At 65.6% G+C, this 23,117-nt stretch carries 17 protein-coding genes; 3 read left to right on the top strand and 14 right to left on the bottom strand.

Annotated features, from left to right (window positions below):
• Positions 1-139: 139 nt before the first annotated feature.
• From HL671_RS03400 to HL671_RS03385, 4 genes are all read right to left on the bottom strand, one after another.
• Positions 140-1,414 (bottom strand): DUF2130 domain-containing protein, encoded by a 1,275-nt coding sequence (locus HL671_RS03400; protein WP_172235587.1) that lies wholly within the window; start codon positions 1,412-1,414, stop codon positions 140-142.
• A 107-nt stretch (positions 1,415-1,521) separates the two neighbouring features.
• Positions 1,522-4,599, bottom strand: a complete 3,078-nt coding sequence (locus HL671_RS03395; RefSeq protein WP_172235586.1) for an efflux RND transporter permease subunit — start codon at positions 4,597-4,599, stop codon at positions 1,522-1,524.
• The gene (locus tag HL671_RS03390) at positions 4,596-5,672 is read right to left on the bottom strand and encodes an efflux RND transporter periplasmic adaptor subunit (RefSeq protein ID WP_012042259.1); all 1,077 of its coding nucleotides are present in this window, start codon (positions 5,670-5,672) and stop codon (positions 4,596-4,598) included. The genes HL671_RS03395 and HL671_RS03390 overlap by 4 nt, the downstream gene beginning before the upstream one ends.
• Positions 5,669-6,793 carry an efflux RND transporter periplasmic adaptor subunit gene (locus tag HL671_RS03385; protein ID WP_012042260.1) on the bottom strand — a complete coding sequence of 375 codons (1,125 nt, stop codon included), beginning with the start codon at positions 6,791-6,793 and terminating at the stop codon, positions 5,669-5,671. The genes HL671_RS03390 and HL671_RS03385 overlap by 4 nt, the downstream gene beginning before the upstream one ends.
• 301 nt (positions 6,794-7,094) lie before the next feature.
• On the opposite strand from HL671_RS03385, the gene HL671_RS03380 reads away from it, so the two are divergent.
• Positions 7,095-7,751 (top strand): TetR/AcrR family transcriptional regulator, encoded by a 657-nt coding sequence (locus HL671_RS03380; protein ID WP_085972592.1) that lies wholly within the window; start codon positions 7,095-7,097, stop codon positions 7,749-7,751.
• Positions 7,752-7,811: 60 nt separating this feature from the next.
• On the opposite strand, the gene HL671_RS03375 is transcribed toward HL671_RS03380, so the two are convergent.
• Positions 7,812-8,102, bottom strand: coding sequence for a hypothetical protein (locus HL671_RS03375; RefSeq protein ID WP_012042262.1), 291 nt, complete (start codon positions 8,100-8,102; stop codon positions 7,812-7,814).
• An 899-nt stretch (positions 8,103-9,001) separates the two neighbouring features.
• The gene (locus HL671_RS03370) at positions 9,002-10,186 is read right to left on the bottom strand and encodes a urate hydroxylase PuuD (RefSeq protein WP_172235585.1); all 1,185 of its coding nucleotides are present in this window, start codon (positions 10,184-10,186) and stop codon (positions 9,002-9,004) included.
• 199 nt (positions 10,187-10,385) lie between these two features.
• Between HL671_RS03370 and HL671_RS03365 the strand changes: the two genes are divergently transcribed.
• A complete protein-coding gene (locus HL671_RS03365) occupies positions 10,386-10,691 on the top strand; it encodes a hypothetical protein (RefSeq protein WP_172235584.1) in 306 nt (101 codons plus the stop codon).
• Between the two features lie 17 nt (positions 10,692-10,708).
• Here the strand turns inward: HL671_RS03365 and HL671_RS03360 are convergent, their stop codons facing one another.
• The 3 genes from HL671_RS03360 to HL671_RS03350 are packed head-to-tail and all read right to left on the bottom strand — an operon-like array spanning position 10,709 to position 15,675.
• Positions 10,709-12,106 (bottom strand): nucleobase:cation symporter-2 family protein, encoded by a 1,398-nt coding sequence (locus HL671_RS03360; protein ID WP_172235583.1) that lies wholly within the window; start codon positions 12,104-12,106, stop codon positions 10,709-10,711.
• Between the two features lie 30 nt (positions 12,107-12,136).
• On the bottom strand, positions 12,137-14,851 hold the full coding sequence (locus HL671_RS03355; protein ID WP_172235582.1) for a molybdopterin-dependent oxidoreductase: 2,715 nt from the start codon (positions 14,849-14,851) through the stop codon (positions 12,137-12,139).
• Entirely contained in the window at positions 14,848-15,675 is an 828-nt protein-coding gene (locus HL671_RS03350; protein ID WP_172235581.1) for an FAD binding domain-containing protein, read from the bottom strand. Before HL671_RS03350 ends, HL671_RS03355 begins: the two co-directional genes overlap by 4 nt.
• A 140-nt stretch (positions 15,676-15,815) precedes the next feature.
• On the opposite strand from HL671_RS03350, the gene HL671_RS03345 reads away from it, so the two are divergent.
• Positions 15,816-17,162: an 8-oxoguanine deaminase gene (locus HL671_RS03345; RefSeq protein WP_012042268.1), complete on the top strand. Its 1,347-nt coding sequence runs from the start codon at positions 15,816-15,818 to the stop codon at positions 17,160-17,162.
• Between the two features lie 9 nt (positions 17,163-17,171).
• Here HL671_RS03345 and HL671_RS03340 read toward each other — a convergent pair whose 3' ends face one another.
• The 5 genes from HL671_RS03340 to HL671_RS03320 all read right to left on the bottom strand — a co-directional run bounded on the left by HL671_RS03340 (position 17,172) and on the right by HL671_RS03320 (position 22,929).
• A complete protein-coding gene (locus tag HL671_RS03340) occupies positions 17,172-18,149 on the bottom strand; it encodes a peptide ABC transporter ATP-binding protein (protein WP_172235580.1) in 978 nt (325 codons plus the stop codon).
• The gene (locus HL671_RS03335) at positions 18,146-19,177 is read right to left on the bottom strand and encodes an ABC transporter ATP-binding protein (protein WP_012042270.1); all 1,032 of its coding nucleotides are present in this window, start codon (positions 19,175-19,177) and stop codon (positions 18,146-18,148) included. The genes HL671_RS03340 and HL671_RS03335 overlap by 4 nt, the downstream gene beginning before the upstream one ends.
• Before the next feature lie 27 nt (positions 19,178-19,204).
• Positions 19,205-20,116 carry an ABC transporter permease subunit gene (locus tag HL671_RS03330; RefSeq protein WP_012042271.1) on the bottom strand — a complete coding sequence of 304 codons (912 nt, stop codon included), beginning with the start codon at positions 20,114-20,116 and terminating at the stop codon, positions 19,205-19,207.
• Positions 20,113-21,123, bottom strand: coding sequence for an ABC transporter permease subunit (locus tag HL671_RS03325; protein ID WP_012042272.1), 1,011 nt, complete (start codon positions 21,121-21,123; stop codon positions 20,113-20,115). The genes HL671_RS03330 and HL671_RS03325 overlap by 4 nt, the downstream gene beginning before the upstream one ends.
• 207 nt (positions 21,124-21,330) lie before the next feature.
• Positions 21,331-22,929 (bottom strand): ABC transporter substrate-binding protein, encoded by a 1,599-nt coding sequence (locus tag HL671_RS03320; RefSeq protein WP_172235579.1) that lies wholly within the window; start codon positions 22,927-22,929, stop codon positions 21,331-21,333.
• Between the last annotated feature and the right edge of the window lie 188 nt (positions 22,930-23,117).

Genomic DNA, 23,117 nt, shown 5'->3' with positions numbered 1-23,117 from the left:
CCAAGCCGACCTTCGCTCGGATGGATATGCCTCCGCATGTCATAGGAATGCGAGATGCGGCCGCGTGCGGCCGCATAGGAAAATCATAAAAGTAGTATAGTGGTGCAGAGCTACGGCCGAATGCGCGCGGGCGACGCGCCTACTCCGCCGCCTGGCTCTTGCCCTCGATCAGCAGCACGTCGAGGCTTTCGATCTCCTGCATCGCTCGTCCGGCGATGCCCTGCAGGTCGCCGTAGAGGCCCGCGGTGGAATCCAGCACGCCGCGCAGTTGCTCCTCGCGCTTGGCCCACACACGCATCATGGTCTTGCGCTCGCGATCGAGATCCGACTGCATCTCGGTGAAGCGTTCGACGATGGCGTCGATGCGGTGACGAAAACGGGGACCTGTGAGATAGGCGTAGACCATCTCCATCTTGGTCTGCTGGCCCTCCTGGGCGAGCTTGCTGCCGGCGACGTCGATCAGCGACTGGCGCAGCGCCAGCGAGAGCGGCAGCGCGAACCGCGGCTCGGCGACCCAGACGCCGTCGATCAGGTCGAAGCCGTCGACGCCCTTGGGCAGCGCGGTCGACACGATCAGCGCGATGTCGGCCTTGGCCGCGCGCAGGTCGTCGCGCAGCTTGACAAGCCAGCCATCGCTCCAGTTCTTGGTGCGCTTGGATTCCCACAGGATCGCGCCGCAGACCTGGCCGCTCGGGGCCACCACCCGATGGATCACGTCGCCGCCGAACTCGCCCTTCGGTACCGGCTCGACCAGATCGCGCGGGAAGCGCGCGCGCAACTGCGATTCCAGCTCGATCTCCAGCGCTTCGCCCTGCAGCTGCTGCGAGCCCTGCTCGGCCTTGCGGCGCAGCTCCTCGATCTGGCGCTGCATGCCGGCGATCTGGGTCTCCTTCTCGGCGACCTTGGCTTTCAGCCCTTCTTCGGCCTCGAGCCGCGCCTTGTCGCGCACGGCGACGAGCGACTCCTGGACCTTCTTCTCGACGGTGAGATCGAGCTCGCGGCGGGCCTCGTCGAGTTCGCGCTGCTTGCGCATCATCTCGGCCTGCGCCTTCTGGGCGTCGGCGAGCTTGGCGTCCTTGCTGAGGATGGCCTCGTGCAGTTCGGCGAGCTGGCGGTCGCGATTGCCCATCTCATCCGCGACGGCCTGGCGTGCCTTCGCCGCCTCGGCCTCGGCGATCGCGGCGCGCTCCGCCTTCAGCTTGGCGGCGACCTGCTGGTCGATCGCGGCCTTGGCCTGCGCGATCTGCTCCTGCGCCGCTTTGAGCTGCGCCTCGCGGCGGCCAAAATCGGCCTCCTTGGCGGCAAGCTGCTTCTCGAACTGCCGGCGGGTCTCCGCGATCAAGGGCGCGGCGAGCTGCTCGGTGAGCTTGATCTCGGTGCGGCAGGAGGGGCAGACGATCTGTGGATCGGTCATGATTCGCATCCTTCCATGGAAGCCGAACCTAACCGGCCGCCGCGTGGCGTTTAACCCACGCGAACGGCTTATCCCATGCAATTATCTGCGATTCCGGAAGCCCCGACTTAGGCTCCATGCGGAGCGGCATCGGCCGCTGCGCTGTTCTCCGGCGTCTTGATGCGGAACCAGGCGACGTAGAGCGCCGGCAGGAACAGGAGCGTCAGCACGGTGCCGACGATGATGCCGCCCATCATCGCATAGGCCATGGGGCCCCAGAACACCTCGCGGGCGATCGGAATCAGCGCCAGCGAGGCTGCGGCGGCGGTCAGCATGATCGGCCGCATGCGGTGCTCGGTCGCCTCCATCACCGCCTCCCAGGGCGGCCGGCCCTCGTCGCGCAGATGCTCGATCTGCACGATCAGGATCACCGAGTTGCGGATCAGGATGCCGATCAGTGCGAGCACGCCGAGGATGGCGACGAAGCCGAGCGGCGCGCCGCTCGGCAGCAGCGCCGCGACAACGCCGATCAGCGCCAGTGGCGCCACTGCGAACACCAGGAACAGGCGCTGGAAGCTCTGCAGCTGCAGCATCAGGATGGTGGCCATCGTGAACAGCATGATCGGAACGACGGCAATGATCGGCGCCTGGCTCTTGGCGCTTTCCTCGACCGCGCCGCCGGTGACGACCTTGAAGCCGGCCGGAAGCTTGGCGTTGAAGGCCGTGATCGCGGGCTTGAGCTGATCGACCACCGTGTTCGGCTGGACCTGATCGATCACGCTGGCCTTCAGGGTCAGCGTCGGCTGCCGCGAGCGCCGCCAGATCTCGGGCTGCTCGATCTCGTAGCGCAGCGTCGCGAGCGCGGCGAGCGGGATCGACTGGCCGTTCGAGCCCGACAGCTGCAGGTCGCGCAGCGTCTCCAGCGATTGCCGTTCCTTGGCCTGGGCGCGGCCGCGCACATCGATGAGATAGATGTCGTCGCGCACCTGGGTGATCGAGGAGCCGTCGAGCACGCTGTTGAGCGCGTTGGCGATGTCGGATGAGGTCACGCCGAGCTGGCGCGCCTTGTCCTGCAGCACGTCGACCTTCACGACGCGGGCGGGCTCCATCCAGTCGAAGATGACGGCGCCGAGATGGCTGTTGGCCCGCATCACGCCGGCGAGCTGCTGGGCGATTTCGCGCACCTTGGCGACATCGGGCCCGCTGACACGATATTGCACCGGGCGGCCGACCGGCGGCCCGATGTCGAGCAGATGCACATAGGCGTCGGTGCCGGGGAAGGTCTTGGTGAGATAGGTCTGCAGCTTGGCGCGGGCGCGGTCGCGCGCCTCCAGGCTCTTGGTCACGACGATGATCTGGCCGAACGACACGTCGGCCGGCTGCACGTCGAACGACAGGACGAAGCGCTGCGCACCGGAGCCGACATAGGTCGACCAGTGGTCGATATCAGGATCGCCCTTGAGCGCCTCCTGCTCGAACTTCGCCATCTGCGCATTGGTCTCGGCGATCGAGGAATTCTGCGGCAGGTTGAAGTCGATCACCAGCTCGTTGCGGTCCGAGGAGGGGAAGAACTGCTGCTGCACGAAGCGCATCCCGAACACCGAGAGAGCGAAGATCAGGACGGTCACGATGATCGTGGTCCAGCGATACCGCATGCAGGCGTCGAGCATGGCGCGGAACATCCGCGTCAGCCGGCCCGCCTCGGCATGGTGGCTCGGCAGGCTCGCCGGCAGGATGGTGACGCCGAGCAGCGGCGTGAACAGCACGGCCACGATCCACGATACGATCAGCGAGACCGCGATCACGACGAACAGCGTGAAGGTGAATTCGCCGGCGGCGCTGTTGTTCAGCCCGATCGGGATGAAACCGGCGACCGTGACCAGCGTTCCCGTCAGCATCGGAAACGCCGTGGACGTGTACACATAGGTCGCCGCCTTCTTCAGCGAATCGCCGACCTCGAGCCGCGCCACCATCATCTCGACCGCGATCATGGCGTCGTCGACGAGGAGGCCGAGCGCGATGATCAGCGCGCCCAGCGAGATGCGCTGCAGCGAGATGCCGGTATAGGCCATGACCAGGAAGGTGATCGCGAGCACCAGCGGGATCGAGATCGCGACGACCAGGCCGGCGCGCACGCCGAGGCTGACGAAGCTGATCGCGAGCACGATGATGACGGCCTCGTACAGCGCCTTGGTGAAGCCGCCAACCGCTTCCTCGACGATCTTGGGCTGGTCCGAGACGAGATGCACGCCGACGCCGACCGGCAGGTCGGCAACGACCTTGGTCATCTCCTCCTTCAGCGCCTCGCCGAAATCGAGCAGATTGGCGCCGGCCTTCATGCCGATGGCCAGGCCGATGGCCGGCTGGCCGTTGAAGCGGAACAGCGAGGTCGGCGGATCCTCGTAGCCGCGGCTGATGGTGGCGACGTCGGTGAGCGGGAAGAAGCGGTCGTTGATGCGCAGGTTGATCGCCTTGAGGCTCTCCTCCGAGGTGAACTGGCCGGAGACGCGCACCGCAACGCGCTCGGGGCCCGCCTGGAGCACGCCGGACGGCGACACCGCGTTCTGGGCCTGCAGCGCGTTGAGGATGGTGCGCTGGTCGATGCCGAGCGCGGCCACCTTGCGCGGCGAGAATTCGAGATAGATCACCTCGTTCTGCGCGCCGACGATGTCGACGCGGCCGACATTCGGCACCGTCAGCACCTTGGCGCGGACCTCCTCGACGCGGTCGCGCAGCTGGCGCTGGCTCAAGCCGTCGCTGGTGAAGGCGTAGATGTTGCCGAACACGTCGCCGAAGCGGTCGTTGAAGCCGGGCCCGACCACGCCCGACGGGAAGTCGCCCTTGATGTCATTGATCAGGTTGCGGACCTGCAGCCAGGTCGGCACCACGTCGCGCGCCTTGGTCGTGTCGCGCAGATTGACGAACACGGTGGTCTGGCCCGGCACGGTCAGGCTCTTGGTGTAGTCGAGCGCCGGCAGCTCCTCGAGCTTCTTCTCGATCCGCTCGGTGACCTGCCGCGTCATCTCCTCGGCCGAGGCGCCGGGCCATTTGGCCTGGATCAGCATCGTCTTGATGGTGAAGGACGGATCCTCCTCGCGTCCCAGATGCAGATAGGAGTAGAGGCCGGCCGCCATGAAGGCGATCATGAAGTACCAGACGAGCGAACGGTGCTCGAGGGCCCAGTCGGAGAGATTGAAGGACTTCACGGCTGAGTTTCCTGATCGATGCGGATGGACTGGCCATCCTTGAGACTGTTCACGCCGGCGGTGACGACGCGCTGGCCGGCTTCGAGGCCGCCGGTGACCCGGAGGCTGCCATCCTCATTGGTGGCGATCGTGACTTCCTGCCGCTTCACCGTCTTGCTGGCGGTGTCGATCAGCCAGACGAAGCGCTTGTCGTTTTGCTCCAGCACGGCCGAGCGCGGCAGCCGGATGACCATCTTCTGCTCCGCATCGAGACTGGCGGTGACCGTGGTACCGAGACGCATGATCTCAGGCGGATTGTCGAGCGCGATGCGGACACGGCGGGTGCGCGTCGTCGCGTCGGCGCGTGGCGCAATCTCGCGCACTTTGCCCGAGGCGCTGACGCTGGGATCGACCTGGAGACGCACCGTGAATGGCGTGCCGGCCTGCAATCCGCTTGCGAGGTCGTCGCCGACGTCGATGACCGCCTCGCGGATGTCGGGCCGCGCCACGGTCACGACGCTCACGCCGGGCGAGACGACCTGGCCGACCTCTGCGCTGACGGCGGTGACGATGCCGGCGAAATCCGCCTTCAGCTGGGCGTAGCCGAGCTGCTCGCGCGCCTTGGCAAGATTGGCCTGCGCCTTGATCACCGAGGCCTGCGCCGCCGCCCTTGACTGCTCGGCACTCTCCAGCGTCGCCTTCGTGGTTGCATCGGTTTCCAGCAAGGTGCGCTGCCGGCCTTCGGTGCCGGTGGCATTGGTCAGCTGCGCCTGGCTGCGGGACACGTCGGCGACCGAGGCGCGAACCGCCAACTCGAGCGCGGCGGGATCGATCGCCGCGACGACCTGATCCTTCTTCACGATGTCGCCGACATAGACCGGCCGGGCGATCAGTCGTCCCAGCACACGGAAGCTGAGATCGGCCTTGTAGCGCGGCTCGACCGTGCCGGTGACCGCCGAGGCATTGGCAGCCTGCGGCTCGACCTTCATCGACAGCACCGGCCGGATCGGCTCGGGCGCCTCGTTCTTCTCGTTGCAGCCGGCGAGCACGGCGAGCGCGAGAACCGGAAACACAGAACGCATCGGCGTCATCACGACCGCGTCTCCTCGTTGAATGTGACCTTCTGTCCGACGCTGAGCAGCTTGCCGCCCTCGGTCACGACGCGATCGCCCGGCTTCAGTCCGGAGGAGACGACGATGGCGCCGGTCTCGTAGTCCTCGATCGTGATCGGCTTGAGCGACACCGATTTGTCGCTGTCATCGACCAGCCAGACAGCCGGCGTCTTGCCGGTCGCGGTCAGCGCGCTCCACGGCAGCACGATGCGCTGCTCGGGCTTGATGAAGCCGGTGGCGGACACGGCGCTGCCCAGGATCATCTCGGGCGGCGGATTCTCGATCGCGATCTTGACGCGAACCGTTCCGGATTTGGAATCGATGGTCGGCGAGACCTCGCGCACGCGGCCCTTGGCGGTCACGGAAGGATCCGAGAGCAGTGCCAGCGCGACCTTGGTGTCGTCGAATTTCAGCGACAGCGCTGCTTCGTAGACATCGATGACGGCATCGCGGTCGCCGTCACGGGCGAGCGTGAACACCGGCTGTGCGGCCTGCGCGACCTGGCCGGCCTCGATGTTGCGCGCGGTGATCGTGCCATCGGCGTCGGCGCGCAGCTCGGTGTAGGTGAGCGCATCCTTCGCGGTGTCGCGCTGCGCCTTGGCGGCTTCCAGCGATCCTTCCGCGGTCCGCAGCGTCTCCTGGGCCTGATCGAACGTCGCCCTGGTCGTGAAGCCGCTCGACAACAAGGTCTGCTGGCGATTGAAATTGGAGGTCGCGACCTTGACCTGCGATTCCGCGGCGCTGACCGCCGCTTCGGCGGAATCCAGGTCGGCCTGCTGTTCGGCGGGATCGATCCTGGCCAGCACCTGGCCAGCCGTGACATGTGCGCCAACCTCGACGAGCCGCTCGGTGACACGGCCGCTGACCCGGAACGACAGGTCCGCGAGCACGCGCGGCTGGACATCGCCCGTCAGCGTGATCGATTGCCGCCGCTCCGACAGCTTCACCGTCTCGATCTGCACCAGCCGGGCCGGTTGCTTGGCGACGTCCGCCTTGCGGTCGCAGCCCGTCAGCAGCAGCCCTGCCGCGGCACAACCAGCCATGATCACAAGGCGAGGGCTTGATGACCAAGCGGGAGGGGGAGATCGCATGAATGAGATCATGGTTGCACGTTCAGGCCCAAAGCGAAGGGTTGACAGTTTCCATCCGACCGAGCGGACCGTCGGTCGCATGGCATCCGGACGATGAAACGGGTGGCGCAGCAGGCCGAAGAACCCCAACCAGCGGTTTCCCGTCGGGAGGGATCACGGCTTCGGGAACCATGCTGAGCATCATCCCCTTGACAGTGCGTGAATTAGACAATCATGTCTAGAAATAATTGTCTAGTAACATTCCTGTTGGGCGGTTTAGAACTCAGAAGGGCCGTCCCTGGGGCGAGGACATCGAGGCCTTGGGGGGGCGGAAATGAGGACGCGACCAGACGTGCGGCGGAAGGATGTAACGAAACCGGAGCCTTCGACGCGGACCGCGGCCCGCGCGCCCCGCCAGGCGCGAGGGCGTGAGCGCCGCGAACAGCTCCTTGATGCGGCGGCAGCGCTTATCGCCGAGTCCGGCCTCGCTGCGGTCAGCATGCATGCCGCGGCCCAGCGGGCAGGTGCCTCGATTGGCTCCGCGTATCACTTCTTCCGCGACAAGGACCAGATGCTCGATGCGCTGGCGGAGCGGCACGATGCCGAGCTGCGGTCGGCATTCGATCGTGTGCTGCAGAGAACCGATGCGGAGTGGGCGGCGCTGTCGCCAGCCGAGATCATCGAACAGCTGATCGGCTGGGCGATCCGCTACTTCGTCCGTCATCCTGATGCGCTGGCGACGCTCGATCTGCATGACAAGGCCATGCATGGCGAATTCAAGGCGGTCATCGACCGGATCCTGCGTGCCAGGCTCGGTGAGGAGCTGGGGCCGCCGGCGGCCACAACCATCGACGCGGTCATGCTCGGCACCTTGCTGTTCACGCGCGAGCAGGACCCAAGCAGCCGCGATCTCGTGGTCGCCGTGCTGCCAGACATGTTGGCGTCCTATCTGATCGCGCTGGAGTCGAAAGCGAAGCGAATGAAACGGTGACGCGGCTTCGCGCTCGATGTGCAGTTCGCCGGCGGCTCGAAGCTCATGCGGACATGCATCTCAGCCGCCTCTCGGTGTCGGCGGCGCGGCCTGATCGACGCTCGTCATCGACAGCGGCGCTGCGTCCTCGGTGAGGACCGAGCGAACCGACGCGATGCGCCGTTTGATGCTCGCATCGCGTTGCCTGACAAGCGCTTCGATCAGCCACGCGACAAAGCCGACGACCGCAAAGCTGACGAGCAGCGAGATCACCAGAAGTCCGAGATAAAGCTTCAGCACCGAACTCGCGAAACAGGCGATCGCGATGAGCGCGACAACAATGGCCAACAGGCTTTTGACGGAGGTCGACATTGTGGGCGTTTCGCTGCGACTGGTTGTTGCCGCACTGTAGCGTCATCTCCTCCGCAGCCAAGTCGCGTGGCTGAGGGTGGTAAACAGTACTGCAAAGCTCATGGCGAGAATCACGCGTGCTCGAACTGAATCGTATTTTGTGACGCCTGAGCTCAACCGCGCGTTGCGCTTGTCGGGTTGTCCCCGCGCTCGTCTCCCGCATTCCTCGCACGATTCGCGGGTGATGGTTGGAAGCGATGGCGCCAGGACACCAATTTCGCGAAGCTTCCCGTCTGATGAGGCCGGCCCGTTCCTCGCCGAAAAAAACTCTTTCGTTTTATCAGAAAATGCGGTTCTCTAGCGTNCGTTTTATCAGAAAATGCGGTTCTCTAGCGTCATCCCGCCTCATGCAGAGGGACGTGCGCGTCGTCACGATACGTTGGGGTGGGTCGCGGTGGCCGTGAATGGCGGTGCAGGACGAGCGCTGTCGGGCACGGACGCAAAATCGTGTGGTCCTGGCGCCCCGATGCTGGTGCCAAGTCCGTGGGGATGATGAACCCGAGGACGACGGTGGCTAAAGGCCGGACACCGAGGAGAGCGCGACATAAGCGTGAAACCCATCGCGCAGGGAAGGCCGGATGACCGGCTGTACCTGTGGTTCCTGCCCCGTGCATTTTTTTCACGCACGGGGGCCACGGGCCTCAGCCGAGGTCCGGCCTTCCCTGCGCCCTCTCATCTCGTAGGGGGTGAAACAAGCCGCATCACCCGAGCCGATCGCGCTGCGGGAATGTCGCGGTGCGTCCTGTCGGTGCAAGCGCGATGTGAGTGAGAGGGATGCGACCGAAAGACCTGAGGTCGACGCGACGATGCTTCCGGTGAAGTCGGTGATTCGACATGTGGCGCAGGAGCACGGAGGTGCGCTATTGCGCGCCGGCCCAGGCCGCGAGGACGGCGCGCTCCTCACCGGTGATCTCGGTGATGTTGCCGGGCGGCATGGCGCTTGACCACGCCGCATTGCGCGCGATCAGCCGCGCATTGCGCTGGATATTCTCGGCAGTGTCGAGCAGCACGCCCTTGGGCGCGGCAACGATGCCCTCCCACACCGGCTCGGTAGCATGACACATGCTGCAGCGAGAGGTCACGATGTCCGCGACCTCAGCGAAGCTCGGCGGCGCCACCGCTGCCGCCTTCGCGTCGCGGGGACCGGCCGCCGACAGCAGCAGGATCGCGATCATGCCGGCAGCGGCAACGCCCCACACCCACCAGGGCGAGGGATGGCCCTTGTGGCGCTCGTTGAAGAAATGGCGGATCACCGGACCGAGCGCCAGCACGATGGCGACGATCGCCCAATTGTAGCGGGTGCCGAACAACAGCGGATAATGGTTGCTGATCATCAGCACGACGACCGGCAGGGTCAGGTAGTTGTTGTGGACCGAGCGCTCCTTGCCGGCCTTGCCCAGCTTGGGGTCGGGCGCCTCGCCCGCCAGCAGGGCGGCGACGATCTTCTTCTGGTTGGGGATGATGACCGCGAATACATTGGCGACCATGATGGTGCCGATGATGGCGCCGATCTGGTTGAAGGCGCCGCGTCCGCTCAGCACATGCGTGAACGCATAGGTGAGCGCGACCAGGAAGATATAGCCGCCGATGGCGAACGGCAGCTCATGCTTCGCAAGTCCGCTGCGGCAGGCGGCCTCATAGAGCAACCAGGCCAGCGCCAGCGAGCCGAAGCTGAACAGGCCGGCCTGGACGGGCGTCAGATCGAGGATCGACTTGTCGACCAGGAACAGGTCGGCATTGAGATAGTACACCACGATCATCAGCACGAAGCCGGACAGCCAGGTGGTGTAGGCCTCCCATTTGAACCAGGTCAGTTCGCTCGGCATCTGGGCCGGCGCCACGAGATATTTGACGATGTGGTAGAAGCCGCCGCCATGGACCTGCCAGGCCTCGCCCATCACGCCGTTCGGCAGCCCCGCGCGCGGCTTCAGGCTCAGATCGAGCGCGATGAAATAGAACGAGCTGCCGATCCAGGCGATGGCGGCGATCACGTGCAGCCAGCGGAAGATCAGGCTCAGCCATTCCGAAATGATCGAAGCCCACATCGTGCGCTCATCTCCTCATGCGGGGCGCCGCGGAAGCTGGGCGCCTGGCTGTCATCTGTCGCATCGATCGGGAGTGATTTCCAGCGCATCGCGGCGGCGGCCCCTGCACAGCAGACAGGCCGGCCTGCACGCGCGATGTGGTGGACTTCGGCGCTGCGATTGCGTTCAATGCGCCGGATAGCGAAGCGGGGCGGATGCGATGAAGAGACTGATCCTGGTCATGCTGGTGGCGGCGCAGACCGCAATGTCGCAAGCCGTGCTGGCACAGATGGCGCCTGCGCCAAAGCCCGGTGTGGCCAAGCGTGCCGATGCCTGCGCGCCGATCGGACGCACCGAGGACGGCAAGTTGGTGTATTCGATGAAGTGCGAGACCCTTCCCAAACCGGTGACGCCGCCGCAGGCGGCCGCTCAGCCGAGCGCGCCGGCTGCGGCCGCCGAGCCGGAGCCCGAGACGGAGCGCAGCGGTCTGTTCGGCATGTCGTTCGATCGCCGTCCCAAGCAGTAGCGCAGTCATCCTTCGCCTCAGACGTGCTGGGCGGACGAGGCCGCGGCTGCGGCGTCGGTTTCCGCGGCCTTGCTGCTGCCGAGTCCGTTGAAGAAGGCATTCAGCAGCACGGCGACCAGGGTGCACAGCAGGATGCCGGATTCCAGTAGCGGCTGCAGGTCCTTGGGCAGGTTGTGAAAGAACCCGGGTGCGGCGAGCGGGATCAGCCCGAACCCGACCGAGATCGCGACAATGAACAGATTGAAGCGGTTGGTCTTGAAATCCACAGCGGCGAGGATGCGCGCGCCGGTCGCCGCCACCATCCCGAACATCACCAGGCCGGCGCCGCCGAGCACCACCTGCGGCACGGCCTCGACCAGCGCCGCCATTTTCGGCAGCAATCCGAGCAGCAGCATGATGACGCCGCCGGTCACCGTGACCCAGCGCGTGCGCACGCCGGTGACCGACACCAGCCCGACATTCTGCGAGAAGGACGTATAGGGGAAGGTGTTGAAGAGGCCGCCGAGCAGGGTGCCGACGCCGTCGGCGCGCAGGCCGCGCGCCAGCGCCTCGCGATCGACCTTCTTGCCGGTCATCTCGCCGAGCGCCAGGAACATGCCGAGCGATTCGATCATCACCACGATCATGACGATGCACATCGTTACGATCGGCACCGGCTTGAATTGCGGAACGCCGAACTTGAACGGCACCACCAATGCGCCCCAGGGGGCGGCCGCGACCTTGTCGAAATGCATCACACCCAGCGCGCTGGCGAGCACCGCGCCCGCGACGATGCCGAGCAGCACCGACACATTGGCGACGAAGCCGGTGCCCCATTTGATCAGGCCGAGGATGACCAGCAGCACGAACAGCGCGATGCCCAAGCCCTGCAACTGACCATAGTCCGGATTGGGAAAATTGCCCCTGACGCCGTCGACGACCTTGATGATGGTCGGCTGGCCGCCGCCGGCCCAGTTGATGCCGACCCGCATCAGCGAGACGCCGATGATGAGGATGATGGTGCCCGTCACGACCGGGGGAAACAGCGGCAGCAGCCGGCTGATGAACGGCGCAATGATGATGCCGAACAGGCCGGCGGCGATCACCGAGCCGTAGATGCCCAGCAATCCGATGTCGGGCGAGGCGGCCATCGACAACATCGGCCCGACGGACGCGAAAGTGACGCCCATCATGACCGGCAGGCGGATGCCGACGCCGGGAAAGCCGATGCACTGCACGAGCGTGGCAAGCCCGCAGGCGAACAGATCGGCGCTGATCAGGAAGGCGACGTCCTCTGGCGGCAGCTTCAGGGCGCGGCCGATGATCAGAGGCACGGCGACGGCGCCGGCATACATCACCAGCACATGCTGCAGCCCCAGCGCAAGCAGCTTCGGCACGGGCAGCATCTCGTCGACCGGATCAATCGTCTTGCTCATGTGTCCCCCCAGATCGTCCCCTTGGTCGTGTCAGGCGCCGAACTTCTCCTGCAACAGCGGAAACAGCCGGTCCGGCTTGAAAGGCGTGGCCGTGAAGCGGATGCCGGTTGCCGCGCGCAGCGCATTGCCGAGCGCCGCGGAGACCGGGTTGTACGGGCTCTCGCTCATCGACTTCGCTCCCAGCGGCCCGATCGTGTCGGTCGTTTCCGCGAACAACACCTCGGTGCGCGGCACGTCGGCATAGGACGGCAGATGATAGTCGCGGAAGCGCGGATTGATGACGCGGCCCGTCTCGTCGATGACGATCTCCTCGTAGAGCGCGGCGCCGAGCGATTGCGCGACGCCGCCTTCGATCTGGCCGCGGCATTGCATCGGATTGGCGACCCGGCCGGCATCGGCCGCCTGCACGCTTTTGAGGATCCTGACCACGCCGGTGTACTTGTTCACGGCGACACGGAAACCTTGGACGTTGAATGCGACCGATCGCGGCGTGCCCTGGGAATTACCCTGCGCGGTCAATGGTGGCCCACCGGCCTTGATGAGGTCAGTGAAGGGAAGACGGCGAGCGCCGCAACTGACCGCGTCATCCGCGAGCCGGCACTCGCTCGGATCGACGTTCCAGTGATCCGCGGCGACGCGCTTGATCGTCTCGGCGAGCGCCTCGGCTGCGGCCTGTGTCGCCCGCCCCGCCACGAAGGTGCCGGTCGAGCCGTAGGCGCCGGTGTCGTGGCCGCCATGGGCCGTGTCGGATTGCTTGAGCGTGATGCGTTCGACGGTGGTTCCGAGGATCGTTGCGGCGATCTGCCGGTGTACCGTGCTGGTGCCGTTGCCGAACTCGGCGGTGCCGACGGTGAGCGTGAAGCCGCCATCGGCGCCCAGGCTGATCGCGGCATCGGCGATGTGGCCGTCGGGCGGCACGGTGTCGATCATCGTCAGTGCGATGCCGTCGCCGGTCAGCCATTCGTCGGAGAGTTCCGGCGTCGGCGTCGCCTCGGCCATCGCGCGCTCCACCAGATCGAGGCATTGGTCGAGCCCGTAGGAGCCGTACAGAACGTCGCTGTGCTCGGCGCCCGGCGGCGACAGCATGGGATCGCCGGGCCGCACGATGTTGCGGCGGCGCATCTCAAACGGGTCGATGCCGAGCTGCAGCGCGAGCTCGTCGATCGCGGCTTCGACCGCCAGGGTCGTCTGCGGCAGGCCGTAGCCGCGATAGGCGCCGGCAGGCACCGTGTTGGTGTAGACGGCGGCCGCGTCGACCTTCTTGTTCGGACAATTGTAGACCGCGATCGACTCGCCGCAGGCATGGAACAGCACCGGCCCGGCGTGATTGCCGTACGCGCCGGTATTGGACAGCACGTCGAGCTGCAGCGCGGTGAGCTTGCCGTCCTTGTCCGCACCCGCCTTGACGGTGACGCGCATCGGATGCCGGGTCGAGGTCGCGATGAACTGCTCCTCGCGGGTGAATTCGAGCTTCACCGGCCGCTTCGTCTTCAGCGCCGCGAGCGCCAGAATATCCTCGACGAACATCTCCTGCTTGCCGCCGAAGCCGCCGCCGACGCGTTCGCAGAACACCCGGACCTTGTCGGGGGCGAGTGCAAAGATCTCGCTCAGCGCCCGCCGCGTCAGGAATGGCACCTGTGTGCTGGAGCGGACATTGAGGGTGCCGTCGTCGTCGAGCCAGGCAAGGCCGCCATGCGTTTCCAGCGCGGCATGCTGGACGCGCTGTGTCGTGAAGGTGCCTTCATAGGTCGCCGCGGCGGCGGCAAGCGCCGTCGCGACGTCGCCGAATTCGCCATGGGTCTCGGCGACGATGTTGCGGCTGACGTCGGCGATGCGATGCTCCCGGCTGCGGCCGGCGTGGATGCGAGGGGCGCCGGGCGCGATCGCTTGTGCGGGATCGACGACCGCGGGCAGCACCTCGTAGTCGACGCGCAGGCGCCGGCAGCCTTCCTCGGCTGCAGCTTCGCTGTCGGCGACCACGGCCGCGACCTTCTGGCCGATGAAGCGGACGGTATCGTCGAGCACGCGGGTGTCGGCGGGATCCATCCATGCCTGCTCGTGGCGCGCGGTGGAGAACAGCGTCGCCGGCGCATCCTCATGCGTCAGCACGGCGTGCACGCCCGGCACGGCGAGCGCCGTCGCTTTGTCGATGCCGGTGATGCGCGCATGCGCATGCGGGGAGCGCGCGAGCTTGACATGCAGCAGGCCTTCGATGGCGGTATCGAAGGTGTAGCGCGCCTTTCCGCGCACCACGTCGGGCCCGGCGGGCGCGGGCAGGCTGCGGCCGAAGGCTTCGCCGGCGGCGACATCCTCGACATGGCTGCGGCCGAGCAGGGCGTCCTCGATGGCCCGGTAGCCGGTGCAGCGGCACAGATTGCCTTTCAGCGCGGCGCCCAGGTCCTTCTTCTGGGCCTGGTTGAGCGAGGCGCAGGTGACGATCATGCCGGCGGTGCAGAAGCCGCATTGGAACGCCTGGGCGTCGAGGAAGGCCTGCTGCATCGGATGCAGGCCGTCGGCGGTGGCGAGACCTTCGACCGTCGTGACCTCGCGGCCATCGGCGCGAAAGGCCGGGATCAGGCAGCTGTGCACCGGCTCGCCGTCGAGCAGCACGGTGCAGGCGCCGCAGTCGCCGGCATCGCAACCTTTCTTCACGCTGAAATGGCCGGTGTCGCGCAGAAAAGTGCGCAGGCATTGCCCAGGGCGCGGGGCGGCATCGACAGCCTTGCCGTTGACGACGACGCTCATGATCGTGCGCCGCTTGCGAGCTGGCCGCGGATCTCGTCCGCGAGGCGTAACGTCATGGCCTTGCGCCAGGTCGGCTTGCCGTGGACATCGTCGTGATAGAGCGCGTCGGACACGCCGTCGAGAATGCTGGCGCGCAGCGTGGCCGCGTCCGGCATGGCCGCAAAGCGCAGCTGCAATGGTCTGACCGTCGATGCGGTGATCGTGAGCACCAGGTCGCCGTCACGGCCGGCCGTGCCGATCAGCAGCGCGCCGGAGCGTCCGACGGGCGTCAGGGCGATCTGACGAAATGCGGTGCGGCGCTTCAAGGCGGCGAGGGGGACGTCGATCTGGCGCAGCAGGTCACCGGGGGCAAGGAGGTTGCTGTTGTTGCCGGTGACGAAGTCGGTGACCGCGACGCGCTGCTCGCTGCCGTCATTCTTCCAGATCGTGCAGATGCCTTCGAGGGCTGCGAGCAGCGAGATCATCGGCCCCGCCGGGAGCGACATGCAGAGATTGCCACCGACCGTCGCCGTTTTCCAGATCTTGAAGGACGCCAGGAACGCGCGGCAGCATTGATCGATCAGCGGCGCCGCGATCCAATCGGACGGGCATGGCAGCGCGTCGAGCTCAGCGACACTGCAGGTCGCCGCGATGCTCAGCCCCTGATCGCCGATCGTGAGGGATGGCCAGGCGAAATCGCCGAGGTCGATCAGCCGCGACAGTTGCGCCTGCGGCTCGGAGAACAGCCAGGTGCCGCCGGCCAGCCAAGCGTCGCCTGCCTTCCAGCTGGGCAGCTCTGCCCGCGTTCTAGGACGCACGATCTCGGTGACAGTGTTCAGATCCATGGTAACGCAAGCTCATTGGCGCACGGTATCGGGGGTGAAATCCTTGCAAGACCAGCGCCAACTGGCAATAGGATGAGGTTGGCCTTTCGTTTGCAAAGCACCGGTACACGCGAGCGCCCACATAGCGAGACGAGACAGCCATGAGCACCATGCCGATCTGGATCAAGGACCCACTCGCCATTCTGGCCGAGGGTGCCGGCCGCGGCCTCGTCGTCAAGGACGGCCGCATCGTCGAGCTGGTGCCGGCCGGCGCCGAGCCCGCGACCGCGGGCGCGGTTGCATACGATGCCAGTGGACATGTCGTGATCCCCGGGCTGATCAACACGCACCACCATTTCTACCAGACGCTGACGCGTGCGCTGCCGGCGGCGATGGACCGCGAGCTGTTCCCGTGGCTGAAGGCGCTGTATCCGATCTGGGCGAAACTGACGCCGGAGGCGCTCGACGCGGCGGTCACGGTCGCGATGGCCGAGCTGATGCTGTCGGGCTGCACCACGACGACGGATCATCATTACGTGTTCCCTGCCGGTCTCGATGACGCTGTCGGGATCGAAGTCGAGGCCGCGAAGCGGCTCGGCATCCGGGTGCTGTTGACCCGAGGCTCGATGAATCTGTCCGAGCGCGACGGCGGATTGCCTCCGGACAGTGTGGTGCAGGACGAGGATACGATCCTCGCCGATAGCGAGCGCGTGGTCGCGCAGTTTCACCAGCGCGGGCCGGATGCGATGGTGCAGATCGCGCTGGCGCCGTGCTCGCCCTTCTCCGTCACGGGATCCTTGATGCAGCAGACGGCTGCCTTGGCGGAGAAGCTCGACGTGCGCCTGCACACGCATCTGGCGGAGACCGAGGACGAGAACCGATTCTGCGAAGCCATGTTCGGTTGTCGTCCGCTCGATTATCTCGAGAAACATGGCTGGCTCGGCCCGCGGACCTGGCTCGCGCACGGCATCTTCTTCAACGCCGACGAAATGAAGCGCCTCGGCAAGGCCAAGACGACGATCAGCCATTGCGCCTGCTCGAACCAGCTGCTTGCCTCCGGAGCTTGCCCGGTGTGCGAGATGGAAGATGCCGGTGTCGGCATCGGTATCGGCGTCGACGGCTCTGCCTCCAATGACGGCTCCAATCTGATGCAGGAGCTGCGGGCCGCGTTCCTGATGCAGCGCGCCCGCTACGGCGTCAGCCGGCTCAGCCACAAGGACGCGCTGCGCTGGGCGACGAAGGGCTCGGCAGCCTGCGTCGGCCGTCCCGAGCTCGGCGAGATCGCGGTCGGCAACGCCGCCGATCTCGCGCTGTTCAAGCTCGACGAGCTGCGCTTCTCCGGCGCCAGCGATCCGATCGCGGCGCTGGTGCTGTGCGGCGCGCACCGCGCCGACCGCGTCATGGTCGGCGGCCGCTGGACGGTGATCGACGGCGCAATTCCGGGCCTCGACGTCGCCGCGCTGATCCGGCGCCACAGCGCGGCGGCAGAACGGATGCGGGCCGGCTGACGGCGATCGTCAGGCCGGCTGTGTGTCCAGGAAGCGCTCGGCGTCATGGCAGGCGACGAGGCGGCCATCGAGCGGACGCAGCGGCGGGCGCTGTGCGCGGCAGAGCTCCGTCACATGCGGGCAGCGGGTCGAGAACACGCAGCCGGCGGGCGGTTCGAGCGGCGAGGGCAACTCGCCCTTGGGCACGATGCGCCGTCCCTTGCGGCCAAGCCCCGGGGTGGCGTCGACCAGCGCCTGTGCGTAAGGATGCAGCGGCCGCGCAAAGATGCGCTCCTTCGGCCCATGCTCCATGACCAGGCCGAGATACATGATCAGCACGTCGTCGGCGATATGCCTGACCACGCCGAGGTCATGCGAGATGAAGAGATAAGCGAGACCGAGCTCGCGCTGCAGGTCGGCCAGCAAATTGAGCACCTGCGCCTGCACCGACATGTCGAGGGCGGAGACCGGCTCGTCGGCGACCAGCAGTTTCGGCCGCAGCATCAAGGCCCGCGCGATCGCGATACGCTGCCGCTGCCCTCCGGAGAACATGTGCGGATAGCGGCCATATTGCTCCGGGCGAAGCCCGACCTTCGCCATCATGTCGAGCGCCTGCGCCCGACGCTCCTGTTTGCCGAGGTTGGTGTTGATGATCAGCGGCTCTTCCAGGATGGCGCCGATCCGCTTGCGCGGATTGAGCGAACCATAGGGGTTCTGGAACACGATCTGCACCGTTCGCCGCAAGGCTTTCGCGGCGCCGGCCGGCGGATGCACGGCGTCGAGCCCGTCGAGCGAGAGCGTGCCGGCGCTGGGCTTCTCGATCAGAGTGACGAGCCGCGCGAGCGTCGACTTGCCGCAACCGGATTCGCCAACGATCGCCAGCGTCTTGCCGGCGTCGATCGCAAAGGATATGCCGCCGACGGCCTGCAACTGCGCCGGGGCGCGGAACAGGCCACGCCTGATGTCGTAGCTGCGCTTGAGATCATTTGCAGTGACAAGCGCCGTCATGACACGGCCTCGCGGCGGTTGGCGGCAGCGCTGTCACCGCCGTCAGCGGCACGTCGCGCCTCGCGCGTTGAATCTCCGAGCGGATAATGGCAGCGGATCAGGCCATCGCGCCAGGGGCGCAGATCGGGGCGGAGCTCGTCGCTCAACGGCGTCGCGTAGGCGCAGCGCGGACTGAACAAGCATCCGCGCGGCCGATCATAGGCACCGGGCACTACGCCCGGAATGGTGGCGAGCCGCCCGCCATCGCTCGCCTCGGGGCGCGCTGCCAGCAGCGCGGCCGTATAGGGATGCTGTGGCGATTCGAGCAGGCTCTGCGTCGGCCGCATCTCCATGATCTGCCCGGCATACATCACCGCGACCCGTTCGGTCGTGTCCGAGACCACGCCCATATTGTGCGTGATCAGGATCAGCGCCATGCCGCGGTCGCGCTGCAGCGACAGCAGCAGATCGAGGATCTGAGCCTGGATGGTGACGTCGAGCGCGGTGGTCGGCTCGTCAGCGATCAGGAGCTTCGGATTGCAGGCGATCGCCATCGCTATCATGACGCGCTGGTTCATGCCGCCCGAAAGCTGGTGCGGGTAGGCCGACAGCCGGCTCTCCGCGGCGGGAATGCCAACCTGTTCGAGCAGTTCGATCACCCGCCGCCGCGCGGCCTTGCGGTCCATCCCCTCATGGATACGCAATGTCTCGGCCAGTTGATAGCCGATCGTGAAGGACGGGTTCAGCGATGTCGTCGGCTCCTGAAAGATCATCGCGACGTCCTTGCCGGTGAGGGCCCGCCGCTCGCGCTCGGACAAGCGTTGCAGATCCTTGCCCTCGAACCGCAACCTGTCGGCCTCGACGCGCCCTGGGTGAGGGACCAGCCCCATCAGCGCCAGCATGCCGACGCTCTTGCCGGAGCCGGATTCGCCGACGATTCCGAGCACCTCGCCCTTGTCGAGCGTCATGCTGACGCCGTCCACGGCGCGCAGCATGCCGTTGCGCGACGGGAAGGCGACCGACAAGTTTTCGATCTCGAGAAGCGGCATCGGGGAGCCTTTACTGCGTTGCCTGCGTCATCGTTTGAGCTTGGGATCGAGCGCATCGCGCAGCCCGTCGCCCAGCAGATTGAAGGCCAGCACGGTCAGCAGGATCGCCAAGCCCGGCAGTGTGACGACCCACCAGGCCCGCAGCACGAATTCGCGCGCGTCCGCCAGCATGGTTCCCCATTCCGGCGAGGGCGGTTGCGCACCAAGACCGAGGAAGCCGAGTGCGGCCGCGTCCAGGATCGCGGTGGAGATGCCGAGCGTCGCCTGCACGATCAGAGGCGCCGCGCAATTCGGCAGCACCTCCTTGAACATCAGCCGGAGCCGGCCGGCGCCTGCGACCTTGGCTGCGGTGACATAGTCCTTGGACACCTCGCTGATCACGGCGGCACGCGCGATCCGCACGTAATGCGGCAGCAGCACGATGGCGACGGCCAGCATGGCATTCATCAGGCCCGGCCCGAGAATCGCAACGATCACGATCGCGAGCAGAAGGCTCGGCAGCGTCAAGGTGATGTCCATCAGCCGCATGATCGCGACCTCGGTCACGCCGCGGAAGAAGCCCGCGACGAGACCCAGGATTGTCCCCGCGATCACGGACAGGCTGACCACCGCGATGCCGATCAGCAGAGACAGCCGGGCGCCGTGGATCAAACGGGACAGAATATCGCGTCCGATCGCGTCGGTGCCGAGCGGATAGGTGAGCGATCCGCCTTGCTGCCAGAATGGAGGTCTCAGGAACGCCGTATCATTGGTGAGAACCGGCGAATGCGGCGCGACGAGATGGGCTGACAGCGCCAGCAGGATGAGGACCGTGATCAGGACGAGGCCTGCGACCGCGCCTGAATTCTTCCGGAAGTCGAGCCAGAACTCCAACACGGGAGACGGCGGTGCGGCTGCCGGCGCTGTCACGGCGGGGGTCGGAAGGGGGTGTGCGGTCATCGCGTGTACCGGATGCGCGGATTGATCAGCCCATAGGCGAGATCAACCAGGAGATTGACAGTCATGACGACCGCGCCAATCATCAACGTGCCGCCCTGCAACACGGGATAGTCCCGGCGGTTGATGCCCTCGATCAGCCATTTGCCGACGCCCGGCCAGGAAAAGATCGTCTCGGTGAGGATGGCCCCGGTGAACAGCACGCCGACCTGCAGGCCGATCACCGTCACCACCGGGATCAGGGCATTGCGTAAGGCATGGATCGCGATCACGCGGAAGCGCGGCAGGCCCTTGGCGCGGGCGGTGCGGATGTAATCCTCGCCCAGAACCTCCAGCATCGCCGAGCGCGTCATGCGCGCGATCACTGCAAGCGGCACGGTGCCGAGCACGATCGTCGGCAGCACGAGATGCGACAGGGCGGACCGGAACGCGCCGACGTCGCCGGCAAGCAGCGTATCGACCAGCAGAAAGCCTGTGACCGGCTCGATGAAGTACTGCACTGCGATCCGGCCCGACACCGGCGTCCACCCAAGCTGTACCGAGAACAGCAGGATCAGCAGCAATCCCCACCAGAAGATCGGCATCGAATAGCCGGTGAGCGAGATCCCCATCACGCCGTGATCGAAGATCGAGTTGCGCCGCACCGCCGCGATAATGCCGGCCGGCAGCCCGATACAGAGCGCAAACAGGATGGCGCAGATCGACAATTCGACCGTGGCCGGAAACAGGCTCTGGAATTCGGCGATGACCGGCTCATGCGTGACGATCGAGCGGCCGAAGTCGCCATGCACCAGCCGCGACAAATAGAATCCATATTGGACCAGCACCGGCTGATCGAAGCCGTAATCTTTGCGAAGCTGCGCGAGGCGGGCGGGATCGATGCCGCGCTCGCCGGCCATGGTCTCGATCGGATCCCCGGGGATCAGACGGATCAACACGAACACGAGCAAGGTGATTCCGATGAACGTCGGAACCACGAGGCTCAATCTGGTCAGCGCGAATCGAAGCATGCCTGGCTCTGTCGTCCCCGGCCGCGAGGACAGATTAATCGAATTCAACCGCGAGATCGAGGATGGCCCCGCTCAACTCGCCCTGGCCGGATCTGCTGGCGTCGAACCATGCTTCCGCGTGCCATGCTGGCAAGTACAGGGATCACGAAGTTCAGGGATCATGGAGGGCAGCCCCCGACGGCTGCCCTCGTACGACAGCGGAGTCCGTCAGTCCTTGACGTCGACACCGTAGAAGCTGTGCCGTCCGAACGGCGACAGTTTGAAGTCGATGACGCGCTTGCTGACAGGCTTCAACTGCACGGCATGCGCGATGGTGTACCACGGCGCCTGCTCCTTGAAGACGACCTGGGCCTCCGCGTAGAGCTTGGCACGCTCGGCCTGATCGCTGACCGTTTTGGCCTTCACGACCAGATCGTCGAACGGCTTGTAGCAGAACTTCGCGATGTTCGAGCCCGAGCCCGAGGCCGAGGCGCAACCGAGCAAAGTGTGCAGGAAATTGTCTGGATCGCCATTGTCGCCGGTCCAGCCATACATGCCCATCTGATGCTCGCCGGCCTGCAATCGCTTGCGATATTCACCCCATTCGAACGACTTGATCTCGGCCTTGACCCCGATCTTGGCGAGGTCGGCCTGCATCAATTCGGCGATCCGCTTGGCGTTCGGATTGTAGGGACGCTGCACCGGCATGGCCCACAGGTCCGTGTCCAGCCCGTTGGGAAATCCGGCTTCGGCGAGCAGCTTCTTGGCGGCCTCCGGATCATAGGGATCGTCCTTGACGTCGTCATTGTAGGACCACATCGACGGCGGGATCGGGTTCTTTGCCGCAATGCCGGTCGACAGATAGACGGCGTCGATGATCGCCTTCTTGTTGATCGCCATGCTCAGGGCTTTGCGCACGCGGACATCATCGAACGGCTTCTTCTGCGTGTTGAACGCCAGATAGCCGACATTGAGGCCGGGTTGTTCGAGGACCGTGACGTTCGGGTCCTTCCTGATCGCGTCGATGTCGGCCGGGTTCGGATAGGGCATCACGTCGCATTCGCCCTTTTGCAGCTTGGCCCAGCGAACGGACGAATCCGGCGTGATCGAATAGACGAGGTCGTCGATCTTGGCCTTGCCGCCCCAATATTGCGGGAAGGCCTTGTAGCGGATCACCGCGTCCTTTTGATACTGCACCAGATAGAACGGACCCGTGCCGATCGGATCCTGGTCGATCTTCTCGGGCGTCCCCGCCTTCAGCATCGCATCGGCATATTCCTTCGACTGGATCGCGGCGAACGGCATCGCGAGATCCGCAAGGAACGGAGCTTCCGGCTGATTGAGGGTGATCTTGATCGTGTAGTCATCGATCTTCTCGACCGACTTCAACAGTTTCGGCAGCGCCATGTCTCCGAAATAGGAATGGTTCGGGCTCGTCACCTTGAAATAAGGATGATCCTCTTTCCACTGCCGCTCGATCGAGAACAGAATGTCGTCGGCATTGAAGTCGCGCGTGGGCTTGAACGATTTGGAGGCCGTATGCCACTTCACGCCCTTCCGCAGATTGAACGTATAGGTGGTGCCGTCGGGCGAGATCGTCCATGTTTCGGCCAAGCCTGGCACCACTTGCGTGCTGCCGCGATCGAACTCGACAATGCGGTTGTAGATCGGCTCATTGCCGTCGAACGAGGTCCCGGTCGTGTTGATGCCGGGATAGAAATTTTCAGGGCTGCCTTCTGAGCAGAATACGAGAGTCTTCGCGAAAGCGGCGGGAGAGGCCAGCAACGCCGAAGCGCAGACGGCAACAAGCAGGTTACATTTGTTCACGGATGGAACTCCAGGTAGAAACTGGCGATGCAAAGAGGGGATGCGCCGCATCGTCGCGCCTGCCTCAACCTTGCTATTGTGTATTGCTGCTGTCAATGCATCGTAAGGTAGAGCGCAGGTAGCTCTCTATGCAGGCGCTTGTCCGCCGCTCTCCATGAACACGCCTCTCGGCGTGTTCATGGTCCGGT

Source organism: Bradyrhizobium denitrificans (assembly GCF_013179005.1).
GTDB classification, from domain to species: domain Bacteria; phylum Pseudomonadota; class Alphaproteobacteria; order Rhizobiales; family Xanthobacteraceae; genus Bradyrhizobium; species Bradyrhizobium denitrificans.
The sequence above is the reverse complement of the archived record's forward strand: the minus strand, read 5'-3'. Positions and strand labels throughout refer to the sequence as shown.

What these genes read in the sequence shown, in the direction of transcription:
- HL671_RS03375 (WP_012042262.1), bottom strand. Translation starts at nt 8,102, where the DNA reads ATGTCGACCTCCGTCAAAAGCCTGTTGGCCATTGTTGTCGCGCTCATC.
- HL671_RS03350 (WP_172235581.1), bottom strand. Translation starts at nt 15,675, where the DNA reads ATGGATCTGAACACTGTCACCGAGATCGTGCGTCCTAGAACGCGGGCA.
- HL671_RS03340 (WP_172235580.1), bottom strand. Translation starts at nt 18,149, where the DNA reads ATGACGGCGCTTGTCACTGCAAATGATCTCAAGCGCAGCTACGACATC.
- HL671_RS03370 (WP_172235585.1), bottom strand. Translation starts at nt 10,186, where the DNA reads ATGTGGGCTTCGATCATTTCGGAATGGCTGAGCCTGATCTTCCGCTGG.
- HL671_RS03335 (WP_012042270.1), bottom strand. Translation starts at nt 19,177, where the DNA reads ATGCCGCTTCTCGAGATCGAAAACTTGTCGGTCGCCTTCCCGTCGCGC.
- HL671_RS03365 (WP_172235584.1), top strand. Translation starts at nt 10,386, where the DNA reads ATGAAGAGACTGATCCTGGTCATGCTGGTGGCGGCGCAGACCGCAATG.
- HL671_RS03325 (WP_012042272.1), bottom strand. Translation starts at nt 21,123, where the DNA reads ATGCTTCGATTCGCGCTGACCAGATTGAGCCTCGTGGTTCCGACGTTC.
- HL671_RS03380 (WP_085972592.1), top strand. Translation starts at nt 7,095, where the DNA reads ATGAGGACGCGACCAGACGTGCGGCGGAAGGATGTAACGAAACCGGAG.
- HL671_RS03330 (WP_012042271.1), bottom strand. Translation starts at nt 20,116, where the DNA reads ATGACCGCACACCCCCTTCCGACCCCCGCCGTGACAGCGCCGGCAGCC.
- HL671_RS03360 (WP_172235583.1), bottom strand. Translation starts at nt 12,106, where the DNA reads ATGAGCAAGACGATTGATCCGGTCGACGAGATGCTGCCCGTGCCGAAG.
- HL671_RS03355 (WP_172235582.1), bottom strand. Translation starts at nt 14,851, where the DNA reads ATGAGCGTCGTCGTCAACGGCAAGGCTGTCGATGCCGCCCCGCGCCCT.
- HL671_RS03345 (WP_012042268.1), top strand. Translation starts at nt 15,816, where the DNA reads ATGAGCACCATGCCGATCTGGATCAAGGACCCACTCGCCATTCTGGCC.
- HL671_RS03385 (WP_012042260.1), bottom strand. Translation starts at nt 6,793, where the DNA reads ATGATCTCATTCATGCGATCTCCCCCTCCCGCTTGGTCATCAAGCCCT.
- HL671_RS03400 (WP_172235587.1), bottom strand. Translation starts at nt 1,414, where the DNA reads ATGACCGATCCACAGATCGTCTGCCCCTCCTGCCGCACCGAGATCAAG.